We start from the raw sequence: 18,345 nt of genomic DNA on the forward strand, positions 1-18,345 counted from the left end.
CAAAATGAAGGTATAAGGAATGTGAGATGAAGATCGTTTTCGCCCCGTCACGCGCCGCTGATGCCGATGTCGTCGCCTATGCCGTGAAGAAAGGCGATTTGCCCGCGCTCGCGTTGCCCGGTGTCGATGCCCCCGCTCGCGCGGTGCTCGCTGCCGCGGCCACGGGCCAGCGCTTTGAGGGCGAGCCCGGAACAGTCGCCGAAGCCTATGTCGGCGAGGGGCAGGGAGTTACGCGTGTGCTGCTGCTCGGTGTGGGCGATGGCGACGATGCTTCCTATGAGCGTGCGGGCGGCGGGCTGACGGCGAAACTGATCACCTCCGGCGTCACCGGCGTGACGGTGGATCTCGCCGGTAGCGAAGCCAGCGCGGTTGCCGCCGCGCGGCTGGCAGCCGGCGCTGCTCAGCGCGGCTGGCGTTTCGATGAATATCGCACGCGCCTGCTGGAAAAATCGAAGGCGACGCTCACGACGGTAACGATCGCCGGTGCGCCGAACGGCAGCGAGGAAGCGTGGCGCGAACGCGACGCGGTGACGCAGGGGCTGGCGCTGACCCGTACACTCGTCACGCTACCGGCCAATATCCTTTATCCCGAAAGCTTCGTCGAGCGCGTCATCGCCGACACCCAGGGCCTCGGGCTGGAGATCGAGGTGCTCGACGAGCCCGCGATGAAGAAGCTCGGCATGGGCTCGTTGCTCGGCGTGTCGCAGGGGTCGCGCCGCGCCCCCCGTTTGCTCGCGATCCGCTGGAACGGTGCGGGGGCGGGCGATCCGGCGCTGGCGCTGATCGGCAAGGGCGTCACGTTCGATACCGGCGGCATCTCGATCAAGCCCGCCGCCGGCATGGAAGACATGAAGTGGGACATGGGCGGCGCGGGCGCGGTCGCGGGCGCGATGAAGACGCTGGCGCTGCGCAAGGCGAAGGCCAACGTCATCGGCATTTGCGGCCTCGTCGAGAACATGCCCGACGGCAATGCGCAGCGTCCGGGCGACGTAGTTACCTCCATGTCCGGCCAGACGATCGAGGTGATCAACACCGATGCCGAAGGGCGACTGGTGCTGTGCGACTGCATCACCTGGGCGCAGAAAACGCATAAGGTGAAGACGATCGTGGATCTCGCGACGCTGACCGGCGCGATGATCATCAGCCTTGGCAGTGAATTCGGCGGCCTGTTCGCGAACGACGACACCCTCGCCGACCAGCTGCTGGGCGCCGGCAAGGCGAGCGGAGACCAATTGTGGCGCTTCCCGCTCGGCGATGCGTATAACAAGCTGATCGACAGCCCTATCGCCGACATGAAGAACGTCGGCCCGCGTGGCGCCGGATCGATCACGGCAGCCCAATTCCTCCAGCGTTTCGTCGATGACGGCGTGAAATGGGCGCATCTCGACATCGCCGGCATGGTGTGGGCCGACAAGGATGGGCCGACCTGGGGCAAGGGCGCGACGGGCTATGGCGTGCGATTGCTCGATCGTTTCGTCGCGGACAATTTCGAGGGCTGATGCCGGAGAAGTCATGCAGGTCGATTTCTATCACCTGACGACCACGCCGCTTGACCGGGCGTTACCGCAAATCGCCGAGAAGGTGGTGGCGTCCGGCAATCGGCTGCTCATCGTGGCCGCGAGCGAGCCGCAGCGCATCGCGCTCGACCGGCTGCTGTGGAGCTATACGCCCGACAGTTTCCTGCCCCATGCTCAGGCCGGCGCTGGAGACGATGCCGCGCAACCGGTGCTGATCGCTTCTGAAGTCGACCCCGCGAATGGCGCGCGTCACGTCGCGCTGGTTGACGGCATGTGGCGTGAGGAAGCGCTGGCGTTCGAGCGCGCGTTCCATTTCTTCGACGATGAATCGATCGAGGCGGCGCGCGCGGCCTGGCGCGGGCTTCAGGCGCATGACGGCGTCGAGCGGCGTTATTGGAAGCAGAGCGACGCCGGGCGCTGGGAGCAGGTGGCCTAGCCCGTTGCGCTTTTGAGCGACCGCGACTAGAGCGCCGCGCAGTTTTCCGCCAATCATCCATGCAAGGAGCCCGTGACCGTCATGGCCGCGAACCGTACCTTTTCGATCATCAAGCCTGATGCCACCCGCCGCAATCTGACCGGCGCGGTCACCAAGATGCTGGAGGAAGCCGGCCTGCGCGTCGTCGCTTCCAAGCGCATCCAGATGAGCAAGGAGCAGGCCGAGGGCTTCTACGCTGTTCACAAGGAACGCCCGTTTTTCAACGATCTCGTCTCGTTCATGATCTCCGGCCCGGTCGTCGTGCAGGTGCTGGAAGGCGAGAACGCCATGCAGCGTAACCGCGACATCATGGGCGCCACCAACCCGGCAAACGCCGAGCCGGGCACGATCCGCAAGGAACTGGCCGAGTCGATCGAGGCGAACACCGTCCACGGTTCCGATTCCGATGAGAATGCGGCGATCGAGATCGCCTATTTCTTCAAGCCCGAAGAAATCGTCGGCTGATATGGAATGGCGGCTGCGTCGCGCTGAAACCGGCGACGCGGCCGCCTGTTCGCTGGTTGCCGGCGCGACCTTTCTTGAGGCGTTCGCTGACATCCTCGATGGGCCGGATATCGTCGCGCATATCGCGTCGAAATCCGATCCGGCGACTTTCACGGCGCTGATCGCCGATCCCGCCAGCGTCGTCACCCTGGCCGAAACCAGCCCTCGCGCCGCCCCATTGGGCTATGCCGTGCTCACCACGCCTGATCTGCCGATACCGGCGGAGGAGGGCGATATCGAGTTGCGGCGCATCTACACGCTGATTCCCACGCATGGCACCGGCGTCGGCCCGGCACTGATGGAGCGTGCTTTCGCGGATGCGCGCACGCTCGGGCGCCGCCGTATTCTGCTCGGTGTCTATGGCGGCAATCACCGTGCTCAGCGTTTCTACACGAAACAGGGCTTCACCGTGGTCGGCGAGCGTCGCTTCCTCGTCGGATCGACCTGGCATGACGATCTGATTTTCGCCCGCGCGCTATAGTTTCGGGAACCCATTGAGAGCTTGCGACGTTTTTTGCGGGCTGATTGTCATCAAAGCGTCATCAAACCTGCGGAAAGCATGCCGTCATCATGGCAAGCAATGTTGTCGCGACGGCTGATTCGCCCGTCCTCCCGTCGTCGCGCAGATTCGATCGTGCGCCGCACCCGATCGCGCGGTTGGCATTTTTCGCGCTGGTGTTACTTGGCCTGATCTACGCAGGCGTCAGCATCTTCCTCGATATCCGCCAGGTGGGCGAGGAGATGGCGCTGGGGGTGTTCCTTTTCCTCGGTCTCGCGCTGGTGGTGGCGCTGGGCTTCGAGTTCGTGAACGGCTTCCACGATACGGCCAATGCGGTGGCCACGGTGATCTACACCAATTCCATGCCGGCGCATCTCGCCGTGGTCTGGTCGGGCTTCTTCAATTTCCTTGGCGTCATGCTGTCGTCCGGCGCGGTCGCCTATTCGATCGTCACCCTATTGCCGGTGGATCTGATCCTGCACGTCGGCTCCGGCGCGGGATTTGCGATGATCTTCGCGCTGTTGCTGGCCGCCGTCGTGTGGAACCTCGCGACCTGGTACGTCGGGTTGCCGAACAGTTCGAGCCATACGCTGATCGGCTCCGTGCTCGGTGTGGGGCTTGCCAATCAGTTGATCAACGCCGGCCGGGCGGGCACCTCCGGTGTCGACTGGAGCCAGGCCACCAAAGTGCTCACCGGGCTGTGGATGGCGCCGCTGATCGGCTTTGGTGCATCGATCCTGCTGTTGCTCGTGATGCGCGCGGTGCTGCGTAGCCCTAAGCTGTTCAAGAAAGCCCCGGAGGGGGACGCTCCGCCACCGCGCGGCGTCCGTGCGTTGCTCGTCTTCACCTGCACTGCTGTCTCGTTCAGCCACGGCTCGAACGACGGGCAGAAGGGCATGGGGCTGATCATGCTGATTTTGATCGGCTGCGCGCCCACCGCTTATGCGCTCAACCGCACACTCCCGGCGAGCGAGACGCGCACCTTCGTCGTCAGTGCGCAGGCCGCCTCAGATGCGCTGCGTGCGCATGGCGCCATGGCGATCGCCTCGAAAGACGCGCGCCCGATTTTGATGAACGCGCTCGAAACCCGCAATCCGAACTCGCCGCGCGCTTATGGCGCGATCGTCGAGGTGTCGCGCGAATTGAGCGGGCAGGTTGCGAGCTATGGCGCGCTGTCGCGCATCCCCGCACAGGCGGCATCGAACATCCGTAACGATATGTATCTCGTGCTCGATGCGACGCGGCTGATCACGAAAAAGGAAGACACGCGCTTCAAACCGGCGGAAATCGCCACGTTGAAGGATTATCAGAGCCGGCTGGAGTCGGGCACGCGTTTCATTCCGTTATGGGTGAAGATCGCGGTGGCGATCGCGCTGGGGCTTGGCACGATGATCGGCTGGAAGCGGATCGTCGTCACGGTGGGCGAGAAGATCGGCAAGCAGCATATGACCTATGGCATGGGGGCGACTGCCGAACTGGTCGCCGCAGGGACGATCCTGGCCGCCGATCGCTTCGGCCTTCCCGTGTCGACGACGCATATCCTTTCCTCGGGCGTGGCCGGTGCCTCGGTCGCGAGTGGGTTTGGCCTTCAGAAGAAGACGTTGATCCAGCTTGCCGCCGCGTGGCTGTTGACGCTGCCGGTGGCGATGGCGCTGTCCGGCGGCCTATATTGGTTGCTGCTTACGCTGGTACGTCTGCACGGCGCCTGAGCGGCGGATATCGGGTCGTACCTTGTCAGCACGGCCCGCTTCGCCTAACTGCTCATTTTTCAGGCAGCCATGCGAACTCTAGCTCCCATCCAGATCGGCCCGGTGCGGATCGACAATCCGGTGGTGCTCGCGCCGATGACAGGCGTGACCGACCAGCCATTCCGCACGCTTGTTCGCCGTTACGGTTCAGGGCTCAACGTCACCGAGATGATCGCCAGCCAGGCGGCGCTGCGTGAGACGCGCCAGTCGTTGCAGAAGGCCGCGTGGCATCTTTCGGAAGAGCCGGTGTCGATGCAGCTTGTCGGCTGCACCCCCTATGAAATGGGCGAAGCGGCTAAGCTCGCGGAAGACAAGGGCGCGGCGATCGTCGACATCAACATGGGCTGCCCCGTCCGCAAGGTGACGAACGGCGACGCCGGGTCGGCGCTGATGCGCGATCTGAAGCTCGCGGCCGCGATCATCGAGGCGGTGGTGAAGGCGGTGAAGGCGCCCGTTACGCTCAAGATGCGGATGGGCTGGTGCCACGACAGCCTCAACGCGCCTGAGCTTGCCCGGATCGCGGAGGATCTCGGTTGCAAGATGATCACCGTCCACGGGCGCACCCGCAATCAGATGTACAAAGGGAGTGCCGATTGGGGGTTCGTGCGCGCCGTGAAAGACACCGTAACCGTGCCCGTTATCGTCAATGGCGACATATGTAGTCTCGAAGACGCCAGTCGCGCCCTCGAACTTTCTACCGCAGATGGCGTGATGATCGGACGCGGCGCTTATGGCCGCCCATGGTTTCTGGCACAGGTGATGGAATGGCTCGCCACCGGACGTCGCGTTGAAGATCCGTCGATCGAGGAACAATATCTCGCAATCGTAGAGCATTATGACGCAATGCTTACGCATTATGGCACGATGACGGGTGTCAACATGGCCCGTAAGCATATCGGTTGGTACACCAAAGGGCTGCAAGGATCGGCCGAGTTTCGCAACAAGGTGAATCAAGAGCCGGACGCGAAGCGGGTGCAGGCGATGCTCGCCGAGTTTTACGCCCCGTGGCGTAGCCGCGCGGCGGCTTGATGCCAGTAACGCGCGGTCCGGAGCATGCGCCGGAACCGGCGGAAGTGCTTGCGGCGTTGCCGGTCGCCGTACTGCTCATCGACCCGGAAGATCGCGTTGTCCGCGCCAATGCGGAATGCGAATTGCTGCTCAACCGCTCGGAACGCGCGATGGTCGGTCGGCCGCTGCGTGGTGTGCTGGCGCTGCCGGAGGAGGCTGGCGGCCAGGCGGGCAGGGGGTTTGCGTCCTTCGATACCGAGATTGAAACGCGCGGCAGTGGGCGGCTCCGTGTCGATCTCGCACAGGTCGAGCTTGCCGACCATCCCGGATGGCGGGCGATCACGCTCCACAATGCCGCGACCACGCGACGCCTTGGCCATTCCGCGGATCGCGCGGCGGCAGCGCGATCCGCGGTAGGGGCGGCGGCGATGTTGGCGCACGAAATCAAGAATCCGCTGTCGAGCATTCGTGGTGCGGCCCAACTCATCGCCGATGGCGTGCCGGCGGAGGAACTCACGCGCCTTATGATCGACGAGGTCGACCGCATCGCTGCGCTGATCGATCGCATGGAGGATTTCACCGACACCCGTCCGCTCGTGCCGGAGCCGTTGAATATCTATCCGCTCCTCGCCCATGCGCGCAGCGTGGCGCTGGCCGGGTTCGCGCGTGGCGTGACGATTGAGGAACGCTTCGATCCGTCACTGCCGCCTGCTCTGGCGAACCGCGATGCTTTGCTTCAAGTGTTGTTGAACCTCCTTAAGAATGCTGCCGAAGTGCTTGGTGAGCGAGGAGAACGGCGCATCATTTTGGCTACGTCTTACCGGCATGGCATGGCGGTTGCACCGGGGCCGGGTAGGCCGCGACTTCCGCTGCCGATCGAGATTTGCGTGATGGACACTGGCCCCGGCGCACCGGAGGATATCGCGGAACATCTCTTCGACCCGTTCGTCTCGAGCCGCCCCGAAGGAAAAGGGCTTGGGCTGGCGCTTGTCGACAAGCTCATTCGCGACATGGGCGGCATCATCCAATATTCGCGCGAAGGCACGCCCCACATGACCGTATTCCGAATTCTGCTTCCGAGGGCGACGGCGTGACATCGAGTGAGGTGTTGCTGGTCGACGACGACAATGCGGTCCGCACCGTGGTCGCACAGGCGTTGCGTCGCGCGGGTTACCGCGTTCGCACCGCCGCCAGCCTGGCAGACCTCGATCGTGAGTTGAAGCTCGGTGCTCCGGACGTGCTGATCACGGACGTCGTGCTTCCCGACGGTGATGGGATCGAGAATGCGACGCGCCTTGTTGCCGAACATCCGGGTATGCCGGTGATCGTGTTGTCTGCGCGCAATACGCTGACCACCGCCGTTCGCGCGAACGAGGCGGGCGCCTACGACTATCTTCCCAAGCCATTCGATCTCGACACGTTGAGCCGTACCGTCGCAAAGGCGCTCGCGCGGCGCGGCCCCGCCATGCCGCATCCGGAAACGGACGAGGATCAGGCGCTGCCGCTGATCGGGCGCTCGCCGGCGATGCAGGAAGTGTATCGCGTGATCGCGCGGCTGGTGTCGAACGATCTGACCGTGCTGGTTTCCGGCGAGTCCGGCACGGGAAAGGAACTGGTAGCCCGCGCTATCCACGATCTGGGCGCTCGTCGGCAGGGGCCGTTCGTCGCGATCAATATGGCGGCGATCCCGCGTGAACTGATCGAAGCGGAGCTATTCGGGCACGAGCGCGGGGCATTCACCGGCGCGGCGCAGCGCAACGCCGGCAGGTTTGAACAAGCGGCGGGGGGCACGCTGTTCCTCGACGAAATCGGGGATATGCCGATCGAGGCGCAAACGCGGCTGTTGCGCGTGCTGCAGCAAGGTGAATTCACCACGGTCGGCGGCTCACGCACGATCCGCGCCGACGTTCGTATTGTCGCCGCGACCAATCGCGATCTGCATCAGGCGGTGGCCCGAGGCGCTTTCCGCGAAGATCTCTATTATCGGCTAAATGTCGTACCGGTCGTGTTGCCAGCTTTGCGCGAGCGGCGTCAGGATATTGGCGCTCTCGCGCGCCACTTTCTCGATCGTGCGGCGGGGGCTGGGCTGCCTCGCAAGACGCTGGACGACGATGCCGTCGACATGCTTGAGGCGCATGACTGGCCCGGCAATGTGCGCGAGCTTGAAAATCTCATGCGCCGGCTGGCCGCGCTATCGCGCGACGACCGGATTAGTGCCGGTGAAATTCGCGAAATGCTCGGCGCACCTGGCGCCACGCCCATGCTCGATCCGGCGATCGACGTCGCGGTGCGCGCTTATATCGAGCAACTCGCGCGCAACGAACCCTATGTGTTGGAGGATGGGACGCTTTACGATCGGTTGATCGCTGAAATGGAGCGACCGTTGATCGAAACCATGCTCGCTCGGTTCGGTGGCAATCAGTTGCGCGCGGCGCGGGCGATGGGACTAAATCGCAACACGTTGCGAAAGCGCCTCGATATGTTGGGCATAGATCCGGCAACGCGTTCGACTGATCGCTGACGTAAGGTCACCGGTCGATTATGTGTTCTCGCTGCAACACCTTTGTTGTAGCAGGGTGACGATGAACGCCGGATTGGCACCCACGAGGATCGAATCAGCGCCCAAACGGCGCTTCGTCGTGACGCCGGTTATCGAGTTCGCGGTGCTGGCGCTCTCCATCACCGTCGGCGTATCGAGCTATTTCGTTATTGAGCATGCCGGACGACCACAGGGGTTGATCGCCCCGCCGCTCGTCGCATTGTTGCTGATAGCCAACCTCGTACCGGGCATCGCGCTGATGATGTTGCTCGGTCGGCGGATCGCTAATCGCCGCGCACGGCGCTCGCCGATCGGTGGAGAGGGGCGGCTTCATGTCCGGCTTGTTGCGATTTTCTCGATCGTCGCGGCAGTGCCGATGCTGCTCGTCACGATCGCGGCGTCGCTGCTGTTCCAATATGGCGTACAATTTTGGTATTCCGATCGCGCGCGTGCCGTGTTCGAGAATGCGACAACGCTGACCCGCGCTTCATACAATCAATTCCTCCAGCGGTGGGAAGAAGCCACCGTGACGATGGCGCAGGATATCTCCGATGAGCTGCGCCGGCGCCCGTTGGACGATCCGCGCTTTCGCCCCTTCCTGTTTCAGCAGACCTACTACCGCAGTCTGTCCGAGGCGTTTCTATTCGCGGTCGCGCCGAATGGCGAATTGCAGACACTCGCGTTCGTCAATCCCTATGATCTGAATCTCGCGCGGCAGATTTCCGCGGAGGCCGTGACTGAACTCCGGCGCGGACAGCGCAGTGTGGTGACCGTGACGGGGGATCGCATCCAGACCGTGACGCGGGTGCCCGGCTCCGATATGTTTCTCTACGCCGCGCGCGTAACCGATCCGAAACAGATGACTACGCAGACCAAGCGCGCGGAAGCCGCGCTGGCCAACTACCACGCCTTGTTGGCGAAGGCGCGAACGCTTCAGATACGCTTCAACGTCGCTTTGCTGGTGCTATCGCTGCTGATCGTGGGGGTCGCGGTTTGGATTGCGCTGGCCGTGGCGGACCGGTTGGTGCGGCCGGTTGGTGAATTGGTTGATGCGGCGCGACGCGTGGAAGGCGGCGATCTTTCGGCGCGTGTTCCGGATACCACCGCGCGGGATGAGGTCGGCACGCTGGCAACCGCTTTCAATCGCATGACCGAACAATTGGAAGCACAGAACACCGCGCTCGTCACCGCTAATGCACAATTGGACAGTCGACGCGCGTTGATTGAAGCGGTGATGTCCGGGGTGTCGGCTGGGGTGATCTCGATCGCGGGCGATCGTACTGTTCGCCTTATCAACAGCTCGGCTGAAACACTTCTCGGTATCTCGCAATCGCCGGCTGGAAAAGCGCTCGTGACGGTTTCGCCTGAACTGGACGCGCTTCTCGACGGCAATGCGCGCGAGGCGATCGTCCAGGTCACGGTCAATGGCGAACCGCGGACGCTTGCGGTGCGCATTGCCCGCGACGGCACCGGCCCGATCCTGACGTTCGACGATATCACCCAGCAGTTGCTCGATCAGCGTCGAGCTGCCTGGGCCGATGTCGCGCGGCGGATTGCGCATGAGATCAAGAATCCGCTCACCCCAATTCAACTTGCTGCGGAGCGGCTCCAGCGCCGTTACGGCGGCAAGGTGGAGGAGGGGGACACAACCTTCGCGCGGCTGACCGACACGATCGTCCGTCAGGTCGGAGACCTGCGCCGCATGGTGGATGAATTCTCCTCCTTCGCGCGCATGCCGAAGCCAGTGTTCCGTGCGGAGGCGCTCGTTGATATCGCGCGGCAGACGATGTTCCTCCACGAGGTCGCGCATAGCGGCGTGCGCTTCGAACTGGTGCACGATGAGCCGGGTCCGACGCTGGTTTGCGATCGACGCCAGATCGGCCAGGCACTTACCAATATTGTCAAAAATGCGGTGGAAGCGATTGAAACTAAGGGTGATGATGCGGGCGAAGTTCGTATGACTCTGACCGAGAAGCCGGGGCGGGTTACGATCACCGTTGCAGATACCGGTGTGGGATTGCCCGTGGAGCGGGACCGGATCGTCGAACCCTATATGACCACCCGCGCCCGGGGCACCGGGCTAGGCCTCGCGATCGTTAAGAAGATTGTCGAGGAACATTTTGGAACTATTACATTTTCTGACCACGACGGTGGAGGAGCGCTGGTCACCATGTCGTTCGATACCGCTTCGCTCGCCGGCCTCCATGCCGGAGACGATCTTGTTACTGACGGCGACGTGGGAAGCATCACGGCGCTAACCCCAAATCGGATGATCTGACATGGCGCTCGACATTCTCGTCGTCGATGACGAACTCGATATCCGCGAACTGGTCGCCGGTGTACTGGAAGACGAGGGCTACGAAACCCGCGTCGCGGCCGATAGCGACTCCGCGCTGGAGGCAATTGCCGCACGACGCCCGAGCCTCGTCTTACTTGACGTATGGTTGCAGGGATCGCGGCTGGATGGGCTGCAGTTGCTCGACGAAATCAAGCGTCGCGATCCATCCATCCCGGTGTTGATGATCTCGGGCCACGGGAATCTCGACACCGCCGTCGCGGCGATCCGTGCCGGGGCGGTGGATTTTATCGAAAAGCCATTCCAGGCAGAGCGGCTGCTGCTGATGGTGGAGCGCGCGACCGAGACCGAGCGGCTGCGCCGCGAAGTCGCCTCGCTCCGTGCCTCGGCCGGGCACGACACCGATCTTACAGGAAACTCCAGCGCTATCAACGCTGTACGTGCAACATTGAAGCGCGTGGCGGGCACCGGTAGCCGTATTCTCATTACCGGGCCAGCTGGTGTCGGCAAGGAAATCGCCGCTCGCCTGCTCCATGGCTGGAGCCAGCGCGCTAGCGCACCCTTTATCATCGTCAGCGCCGCACGGATGACTCCGGAACGCGTTGAAGAGGAATTGTTCGGCGTGGAGGAGGGGGGGGATCTCGTCCGCCCGGGACTGCTCGAACAGGCCCATGGCGGGACGCTGTTTCTCGACGAAATCGCGGACATGCCGATTACGACGCAAGCGCGTATTTTGCGCGTATTGACCGATCAGAGCTTCACCCGCGTGAATGGGACGCGGCTGGTAAAGGTGGATGTGCGCGTCGTATCGGCTACCGCGCGCGACCTCACCGACGAGATCGCCGAAGGGCGTTTCCGCGAGGATCTCTACTATCGTCTGAATGTGGTCCCGGTGATGCTGCCGCCGCTGGCCGAACGCCGCGAGGATATTCCGCCGCTGATCGAGCATTTCGTCGCTCATTACGCCTCGGAGCGCCGTGTGCCGACGCCGGAGGTTGCTGTGGATGCGATGGTGGCACTGCAGAGCTATGATTGGCCGGGCAATGTCCGTCAGTTACGCAACGTCGTAGAGCGCACGATCATCCTCGCCCCAGGCGATCGTATCGGCCGGATCGACCTGGATCTGTTGCCAGCTGAGGTGCTGGGCGAAAGTGACAGTGCGGCTGGCACCGCCGCAATCATGGGGGCGCCTCTGCGCGAAGCGCGGGAGACTTTTGAACGCGAATACCTCCGCGTCCAGATTCGGCGATTTTCTGGCAATATTTCCCGTACCGCCTCGTTCATCGGGATGGAGCGATCGGCGCTTCATCGCAAATTGAAGCTGCTCGGCATCACAGAAACCCGGGAGGACTGACGCCAACGCGCGCATCCCCGTTGCGATGACGCGCGCGGGTCTCTAGATTGGCGCCGCCGCCGGCATGGCGGTCACCCGACGCCGGGCACCGGCGCATCGCGGGGCAAACCCCGCCAAGAATCGAAGGATCGAGCCAATGGCCGAAAAGCAAACCTCTCTTCAGGATCTTTTCCTCAACGCGCTGCGTAAGTCGAAAACTCCTGTCACGATGTTCCTCGTCAAGGGCGTCAAGCTCCAGGGCATCGTTACCTGGTTCGATAATTTCTCGGTGCTCCTGCGCCGCGATGGGCAATCCCAACTAATCTATAAGCATGCTATTTCCACCATCATGCCGGGCGGCCACCTAGATGTGGAGGCGATCGTTAGTCAGATGGGTGAGAACGGGAAGAAACAGCCGCTGTTGCAGGAAGTGTTCCTCAATGCGGTGCGCAAGACGCATGATCCCGTCACGATGTTTCTGGTCAACGGCGTAATGCTTCAGGGCAATATCGCCGCGTTCGATCTTTTCTGCATGCTGTTGCAGCGCGATGGCGCGTCGCAACTGGTTTACAAACACGCTGTGTCGACGATCCAGCCGTCGCGTGCGCTCAATCTGGCCGAAGAAACGGCGGATTCGGACGACGATTGAGTACCGGCTTCGAACGCGACCGCGGTGAATTCGCGCGTGGGGCGCGGGCGATCGTGGTCTATCCCGAGCTCGGCGGGTCCTCTCGTGACGCAAGTGCGCGGCTGGAGGAAACCGCCGGGCTGGCCGAGGCTATTGGCGTCACCGTGGTTGGGCGCGAGGCGGTACGTGTGCGGACCCCTCGCGCCGCGACACTGATCGGGGCGGGGCAGGTTGACTCCATCGCGACGCTCGCCCGGATGGAAGACGCCGGGCTGGTGGTATTCGATGCGAGCCTCACGCCGATCCAGCAGCGCAATCTCGAAACTTCGCTCGAAGCGAAGGTGATTGACCGCACCGGCCTGATTCTGGAGATATTCGGAGAGCGTGCCGCGACGGCCGAGGGGCGGTTGCAGGTGGAACTCGCCCATCTCGATTACCAGGCCGGACGATTGGTTCGCAGTTGGACCCATCTTGAGCGGCAGCGCGGTGGCTTCGGCTTTCTTGGTGGTCCGGGCGAAACCCAGATCGAGGCCGACCGCCGATTGATCCGCGATCGTATGGCGCGGTTGCGTCGCGAGCTTGAACAGGTATCACGGACCCGCGGGCTGCATCGTGATCGCCGCCAGCGCGCACCATGGCCGGTGATCGCGCTTGTCGGTTATACTAACGCCGGAAAATCGACACTTTTCAATCGCGTGACGGGAAGTGACGTCATGGCGAAGGACTTGCTGTTCGCTACGCTCGATCCCACGTTACGACAGATATCACTCCCTGGAATCGATAAAGCGATCTTGTCGGACACAGTAGGATTTGTCTCGGAACTGCCAACGCAACTCGTCGCCGCGTTCAAGGCGACGCTGGAAGAGGTGGTGTCTGCCGATCTTCTGATCCACGTCCGGGATCTGGCACATCCCGATACCGAGGCCCAGCGAGTCGACGTTGAGGCGGTTCTCAGCGAAATCGGCGTATCCGAGGCGACGCCACGTATCGAGGCATGGAACAAATGCGACCTGCTCGACCCCGAAGCGCGCGAGCGTTTGCTGGTCGACGCCGCCCGACGTGAAGATGTCGTGGCAATTTCCGCGCTGACCGGGGAAGGGGTCGCTATGCTCCTCACCACTGTCGCAGGGCATCTCACTGCCGGCCATCAGCGTTATACGATCACGCTCGATGCGGCAGACGGGGCGGCTGCGGCTTGGTTGCATCAGCATGGCGAGGTGCTCGACCAGGAAATTGAGGACGAGCAGGCGGTTTACGAGGTGCGTATGGCGCCGCGTGATTATGAGAAATTTATGACCCGGCGCGGCGGTTGATCAGCGACGTTCGTTAGCCTTCGCTCGCCGCCAGAGCGCCTCCTTCTCGTCAAGCGACAATCCCGGAAAAGCGGCGCCAGCAGCATCTTCCATATCGCGAAAGCGCCGCTCAAACTTGGCATTCGCGCCGCGCAACGCGGCCTCTGGATCGACTCCCTGGTGCCGCGCCCAGTTGACAACCGCGAACAAAAGATCGCCGATCTCTTCCGCAACTTCTTGTTCCGGAGCGTTTTCTATTTCTTCAAGTTCTTCGTCGATCTTGGCGCGGGCACCGCTTGCGTCGGGCCAGTCGAAGCCAACGCGGGCGGCGCGCTTTTGCAGCTTCTCCGCGCGAAGCAGCGCCGGTAGCGCAAGTGCGACGCCGGCGAGCGCGCTATGATCTAATGATTTTCCGGCGCGTTCCTCTGCTTTGATCTGTTCCCAAAGGTGATGGCCGCCTTCGGCTCGATCGCCGAAGATATGCGGGTGGCGGCGCTCCATTTTATCGGAGATCGCGTTTACCACCGCATCGAAATCGAACTGCTCGGCCTCCTCGGCAATACGCGCGTGAAACACCACCTGAAGCAGCAGGTCGCCAAGCTCATCCTTCAGGTCCGCCATGTCATTGCGCGCGATCGCATCGGCGACCTCATGCGCTTCCTCGATCGTATAGGGCGCGATCGTCGCGAATGTCTGCGCGACGTCCCATTCGCAACCGCTCACGGGATCGCGCAAACGGCTCATGATTCCGCGCAACCGATCGATAGGGGGCTTGCCCTCACCGCGCATATATTAAGCCGATAATATACATTATGTAAATCATGCCTTCGGTTTTGGATCGAGGATGAGGATATTCCCCTCCACCCGCCAGGATGCCAGTTGCGACAGAAAATTCATCCCGAGCACGTCCATGTCGCCAAATTCAGGCGCGACCACCACGGGAAGATCGCGAGCGACAATGCCGCCCAATTCCAGTAACGCTATCCGACCGCGCTGAGCTTGTACCGGCCCGTTCGCGGTTTCGATGGCGGCGGCAAACGGCCCGTCATCAATCGCAACATGCGTCGCCACGGCACTAGCCGTCGACAACGCCGTGGTCGTCGCGCCGCTGTCTATCAGCATTCGCCGCGCCACTCCGTTGATCCGCGCGGTCGCCCAGAAATGACCATCGCTCGCCATCGTGATGCGCACGGTTGAACCGACGACATGTTGGTCGCGCCCGAATAATGCGTCGCGCGTATCTTCCCAAATGGGTAGCAATCGATGGCGTTGTCCGACGATCACCAACCCCAGAGCAAAGATCGCTACCCACGCGAGCGCCATTTTCGCCGTTTGCCCCAATGGAACGCGCCGGCTGAGCAATGCCGACAATGGCAGCACGAGCATTATCGCGTAGAGTGCGATTTCCGCGCCATTGCTCATACGACGATCTCCATGCCGTCATACCCGGGCTCGATTCCCGGCGGCAATTCGGCCAGCAGGCCGCGATAGTCCATCGACTGATCCATATGGATCAGGGCGGTTTTTTGTGGCGAAAGTTCCTGCACCCAATCCACCACCCGCGCTAGATGTGGATGCGATGGATGTGGTCGCCGGCGAAGCGCATCCACGATCCATGCATCCAGCCCAGCATATAGGGCGCGCATCGGCTCGGTCATTGCACTCAAATCAGTAGCATAGCCGATGGATTTCCCATTTGCTGTAAAACGCAAACCGGCCGAGGAGATCGAGGCGTGCGGCTGATCCACGGCATTTACCGTGATCGATCCTATGGCGAGCCTATCCGGAAGATTCGCCAAGGTAACAACTGGTGGATAGCCATGGTGGCCGTTAAAAATATAAGCGAACTTTTCGGTTAACCCGGCGCGGGTTTCCGACCGGGCGTAACCGGGGATCGGCTGGCCGCGCGCGTGAAATATCTGCCGCAAGTCGTCGATTCCGAAAACGTGATCGGCATGTTCGTGCGTCCAGATCACTGCATCCACCGTCCCCACATCCGCCGCCAGCAGCTGCGCGCGCATGTCCGGGCTGGTGTCGATCAGAATGCGCGTGCTTCCATGCTCGACGAGCAAAGATGCGCGGGTGCGGCGGTTGCGCGGCTCGGTGGGATCACATTCACCCCAATCGTTACCGATCCTTGGCACACCGGACGACGTGCCCGAGCCGAGGATGCGTGCTTTCATCAGCGCGTCTTATCAAACAACGAATGAAAATTTCGCGCCGTAACATCCTCTAAAAATTTAACTTGTTCCCCACGCAATTGTGCCAAAAACGCGGCGGTGTCAGCGACGAACGCGGGTTCCCCCGATTTCCCGCGATGCGGGACAGGCGCAAGGAAAGGAGCGTCCGTCTCGATCAACAACCGCTCGATTGGCAAACGGGCAGCGGTTTCCTGCAACTCGCGCGCGCTTTTGAACGTGACGATGCCGGAAATCGAAATGTAAAAACCGAGATCGAGCGCGATATCGGCGAACGCAGCCGTCCCCGTGAAGCAATGGATGACGCCGGTGAAGGCCCCCTTCCCCATTTCGTCACGCAGGATCGCGACGGTGTCGTCCTCCGCGTCGCGCGTGTGGATCACGATCGGAACGCGGGCTTCTCGCGCAGCGGCGATATGCGCGCGGAAGCTCGATTGCTGGCGGTCCCGATCGGAATGATCGTAATAGTAATCGAGCCCTGTCTCCCCCACGCCGACGACGCGCGGATGAGCGAGGCGCTTGACCAGCTTTGCGGTATCGACATGCGGATGCTGATCCGCCTCATGCGGATGGATACCAACGGTCGCCCATACATCCGCCTCGCGCTCTGCGGTGGCGAGCACATCGTCCCATTCGCTCTCACGCGTCGCGATATTGAGCATCGCGGTGACACCGCGAGCCCGCGCGCGTTCGAGCACAGCCTGCTGTTCTTCCACCAAGCCTTTGTAATTAAGGTGACAATGACTGTCGGCCAGCATCAGGCACTCTCCGCCGGCATTTCGAGCCGCGGGAAAACCGGCGTCGGGGCGACGATACGGAAACCGCCCGCGGCATGCCGATCATACCAGCCGTCATCATCGACCGCAGCATGATCGCGCGCATCCGCGCCGAGTTGGTCAAGCACCTTCCCCGCCGACGTCGGCACCACCGGCAGAATTGCGATGGCCAGCATGCGAATCGCGCGGATCAGAGTGCGTAGTACGGCGTGCATCCGTTCGGGATCGGTCTTGCGCAAAGCCCACGGTGCTTGCGCGTCGATATAGGCGTTGCACGCAAAAACGCCGCGCAACCATGCCTCGACGCCCTGGCTGAGCATCAAGTCGCCAAACGCGGTCTTCAGCCCGGCAGCGGCGACAACCACCTCCTCGATCAACAGCCCGTCCGCTTCGTCGGCGCGGCCGTGCTCCGGCAGTTCGCCGTCCAAATTCTTGGCGATGAACGATAAAGTGCGCTGCGCCAGATTGCCGAACGCATTCGCCAACTCTGCGTTGACGCGCGTGACGATCGCCTCCGCCGAATAGCTGCCGTCCTGCCCGAAGCTCACTTCACGCAGCAGAAAATAGCGCAGCGCGTCGACGCCGAAGGCGGCGGTGAGATCCAGTGGATCGACGACATTGCCGACGCTTTTGGACATTTTCTCTCCGCGATGGAGAACAAATCCATGCCCGAACACGGACTTTGGCGGCGCGATCCCGGCGGACATTAGAAATGCGGGCCAATAGACGGTGTGGAAGCGCACGATATCCTTGCCGATCAGATGCAGATCGGCCGGCCAATGCGGCATCTCGCCATCGGGATAGCCCGCGCCGGTGAGGTAATTGGTCAGCGCATCGACCCACACATACATCACATGGCCGGGGCTGTCGGGGACCGGAACGCCCCAGTCAAAGCTCGTTCTGGACACCGACAGATCGGACAATCCACCCTCGACGAAACGCATGATCTCGTTGCGGCGTGCCTCTGGCCGAATGAAATCGGGGTTTTCGCGATAAAGATCGAGCAGCGGCTGCTGATATTTCGACAGGCGGAAGAACCATGTCTCCTCCGCAGTCCACTGCACTGGCGTGCCTTGTGGAGAGAGCTTCTCCCCCCCTTCCCCGTCGACCAGTTCCTTCTCGTCGTAAAACGCTTCGTCGCGGACCGAATACCAGCCCTCGTAACGATCGAGATAGAGATCGCCCGCATCGCGCATCGCCTGCCAGATCGCCTGACTGGCACGATAATGATCGGCGTCCGTGGTGCGGATGAAACGATCGTACGAAATATTCAGATCATCGCACATCGCTTTGAACAAGGACGACATTTCTCCGGCAAGATCGCGCACATCGACGCCGCGATCACGCGCGGTCTGGACCATTTTGAGCCCATGTTCGTCGGTGCCCGTCTGAAAGCGCACGTCGCGTCCGGCCTGACGGTTGAACCGCGCGATGGCATCGGCGGCGATCGCCTCATAGGCGTGGCCGATGTGCGGCTTGCCATTGGGATAACTGATTGCGGTGGTGATGTAGAACGGCTGACCCATGCCGCT

General features: G+C 62.3%; 17 protein-coding genes. 12 read left to right on the forward strand and 5 right to left on the reverse strand.

Translation table 11 applies throughout. From position 1 onward, the window contains the following. Nucleotides 1-26 precede the first annotated feature (26 nt). The 12 genes from P0Y64_15520 (at nucleotide 27) to hflX (ending at nucleotide 13,860) form a co-directional block, all read left to right on the forward strand. Nucleotides 27-1,499 carry a leucyl aminopeptidase gene (locus tag P0Y64_15520; GenBank protein ID WEK42754.1) on the forward strand — a complete coding sequence of 491 codons (1,473 nt, stop codon included), beginning with the start codon at nucleotides 27-29 and terminating at the stop codon, nucleotides 1,497-1,499. Nucleotides 1,500-1,512: 13 nt separating this feature from the next. Then, nucleotides 1,513-1,953, forward strand: a complete 441-nt coding sequence (locus P0Y64_15525; GenBank protein WEK42755.1) for a DNA polymerase III subunit chi — start codon at nucleotides 1,513-1,515, stop codon at nucleotides 1,951-1,953. A gap of 81 nt (nucleotides 1,954-2,034) precedes the next feature. Further along, nucleotides 2,035-2,457 (forward strand): nucleoside-diphosphate kinase, encoded by a 423-nt coding sequence (gene ndk, locus P0Y64_15530; protein ID WEK45079.1) that lies wholly within the window; start codon nucleotides 2,035-2,037, stop codon nucleotides 2,455-2,457. A 1-nt stretch (nucleotide 2,458) separates the two neighbouring features. Continuing rightward, the gene (locus P0Y64_15535; protein ID WEK42756.1) at nucleotides 2,459-2,977 is read left to right on the forward strand and encodes a GNAT family N-acetyltransferase; all 519 of its coding nucleotides are present in this window, start codon (nucleotides 2,459-2,461) and stop codon (nucleotides 2,975-2,977) included. A gap of 89 nt (nucleotides 2,978-3,066) precedes the next feature. Then, a complete protein-coding gene (locus P0Y64_15540) occupies nucleotides 3,067-4,704 on the forward strand; it encodes an inorganic phosphate transporter (GenBank protein WEK42757.1) in 1,638 nt (545 codons plus the stop codon). A gap of 69 nt (nucleotides 4,705-4,773) precedes the next feature. Continuing rightward, nucleotides 4,774-5,772, forward strand: coding sequence for a tRNA dihydrouridine synthase DusB (dusB, locus tag P0Y64_15545; GenBank protein ID WEK42758.1), 999 nt, complete (start codon nucleotides 4,774-4,776; stop codon nucleotides 5,770-5,772). Beyond that, a complete protein-coding gene (locus tag P0Y64_15550; protein ID WEK42759.1) occupies nucleotides 5,772-6,845 on the forward strand; it encodes an ATP-binding protein in 1,074 nt (357 codons plus the stop codon). The genes dusB and P0Y64_15550 overlap by 1 nt, the downstream gene beginning before the upstream one ends. Then, the gene (gene ntrC, locus P0Y64_15555) at nucleotides 6,842-8,272 is read left to right on the forward strand and encodes a nitrogen regulation protein NR(I) (protein WEK42760.1); all 1,431 of its coding nucleotides are present in this window, start codon (nucleotides 6,842-6,844) and stop codon (nucleotides 8,270-8,272) included. Before P0Y64_15550 ends, ntrC begins: the two co-directional genes overlap by 4 nt. 118 nt (nucleotides 8,273-8,390) lie before the next feature. Continuing rightward, a complete protein-coding gene (locus P0Y64_15560; GenBank protein WEK42761.1) occupies nucleotides 8,391-10,568 on the forward strand; it encodes an ATP-binding protein in 2,178 nt (725 codons plus the stop codon). Between the two features lies 1 nt (nucleotide 10,569). After that, on the forward strand, nucleotides 10,570-11,940 hold the full coding sequence (locus P0Y64_15565) for a sigma-54 dependent transcriptional regulator (protein WEK42762.1): 1,371 nt from the start codon (nucleotides 10,570-10,572) through the stop codon (nucleotides 11,938-11,940). 136 nt (nucleotides 11,941-12,076) lie between these two features. Further along, a complete protein-coding gene (gene hfq / locus P0Y64_15570) occupies nucleotides 12,077-12,568 on the forward strand; it encodes an RNA chaperone Hfq (protein WEK42763.1) in 492 nt (163 codons plus the stop codon). Then, nucleotides 12,565-13,860: a GTPase HflX gene (hflX, locus tag P0Y64_15575; protein WEK42764.1), complete on the forward strand. Its 1,296-nt coding sequence runs from the start codon at nucleotides 12,565-12,567 to the stop codon at nucleotides 13,858-13,860. Before hfq ends, hflX begins: the two co-directional genes overlap by 4 nt. Here hflX and mazG read toward each other — a convergent pair whose 3' ends face one another. From mazG to metG, 5 genes are all read right to left on the reverse strand, one after another. Next, on the reverse strand, nucleotides 13,861-14,628 hold the full coding sequence (gene mazG / locus P0Y64_15580; GenBank protein WEK42765.1) for a nucleoside triphosphate pyrophosphohydrolase: 768 nt from the start codon (nucleotides 14,626-14,628) through the stop codon (nucleotides 13,861-13,863). Nucleotides 14,629-14,658: 30 nt separating this feature from the next. Next, on the reverse strand, nucleotides 14,659-15,162 hold the full coding sequence (locus tag P0Y64_15585) for a TIGR02281 family clan AA aspartic protease (GenBank protein WEK42766.1): 504 nt from the start codon (nucleotides 15,160-15,162) through the stop codon (nucleotides 14,659-14,661). Nucleotides 15,163-15,257: 95 nt separating this feature from the next. Further along, nucleotides 15,258-16,022, reverse strand: a complete 765-nt coding sequence (locus tag P0Y64_15590; GenBank protein WEK42767.1) for an MBL fold metallo-hydrolase — start codon at nucleotides 16,020-16,022, stop codon at nucleotides 15,258-15,260. After that, nucleotides 16,022-16,795, reverse strand: a complete 774-nt coding sequence (locus P0Y64_15595) for a TatD family hydrolase (protein WEK42768.1) — start codon at nucleotides 16,793-16,795, stop codon at nucleotides 16,022-16,024. The genes P0Y64_15590 and P0Y64_15595 overlap by 1 nt, the downstream gene beginning before the upstream one ends. Beyond that, complete coding sequence (gene metG, locus P0Y64_15600) at nucleotides 16,795-18,339, reverse strand: methionine--tRNA ligase (GenBank protein ID WEK42769.1); 1,545 nt, start codon at nucleotides 18,337-18,339, stop codon at nucleotides 16,795-16,797. Before metG ends, P0Y64_15595 begins: the two co-directional genes overlap by 1 nt. Nucleotides 18,340-18,345: the final 6 nt, after the last annotated feature.

This window comes from Candidatus Sphingomonas colombiensis (assembly GCA_029202845.1).
GTDB classification, from domain to species: domain Bacteria; phylum Pseudomonadota; class Alphaproteobacteria; order Sphingomonadales; family Sphingomonadaceae; genus Sphingomonas; species Sphingomonas colombiensis.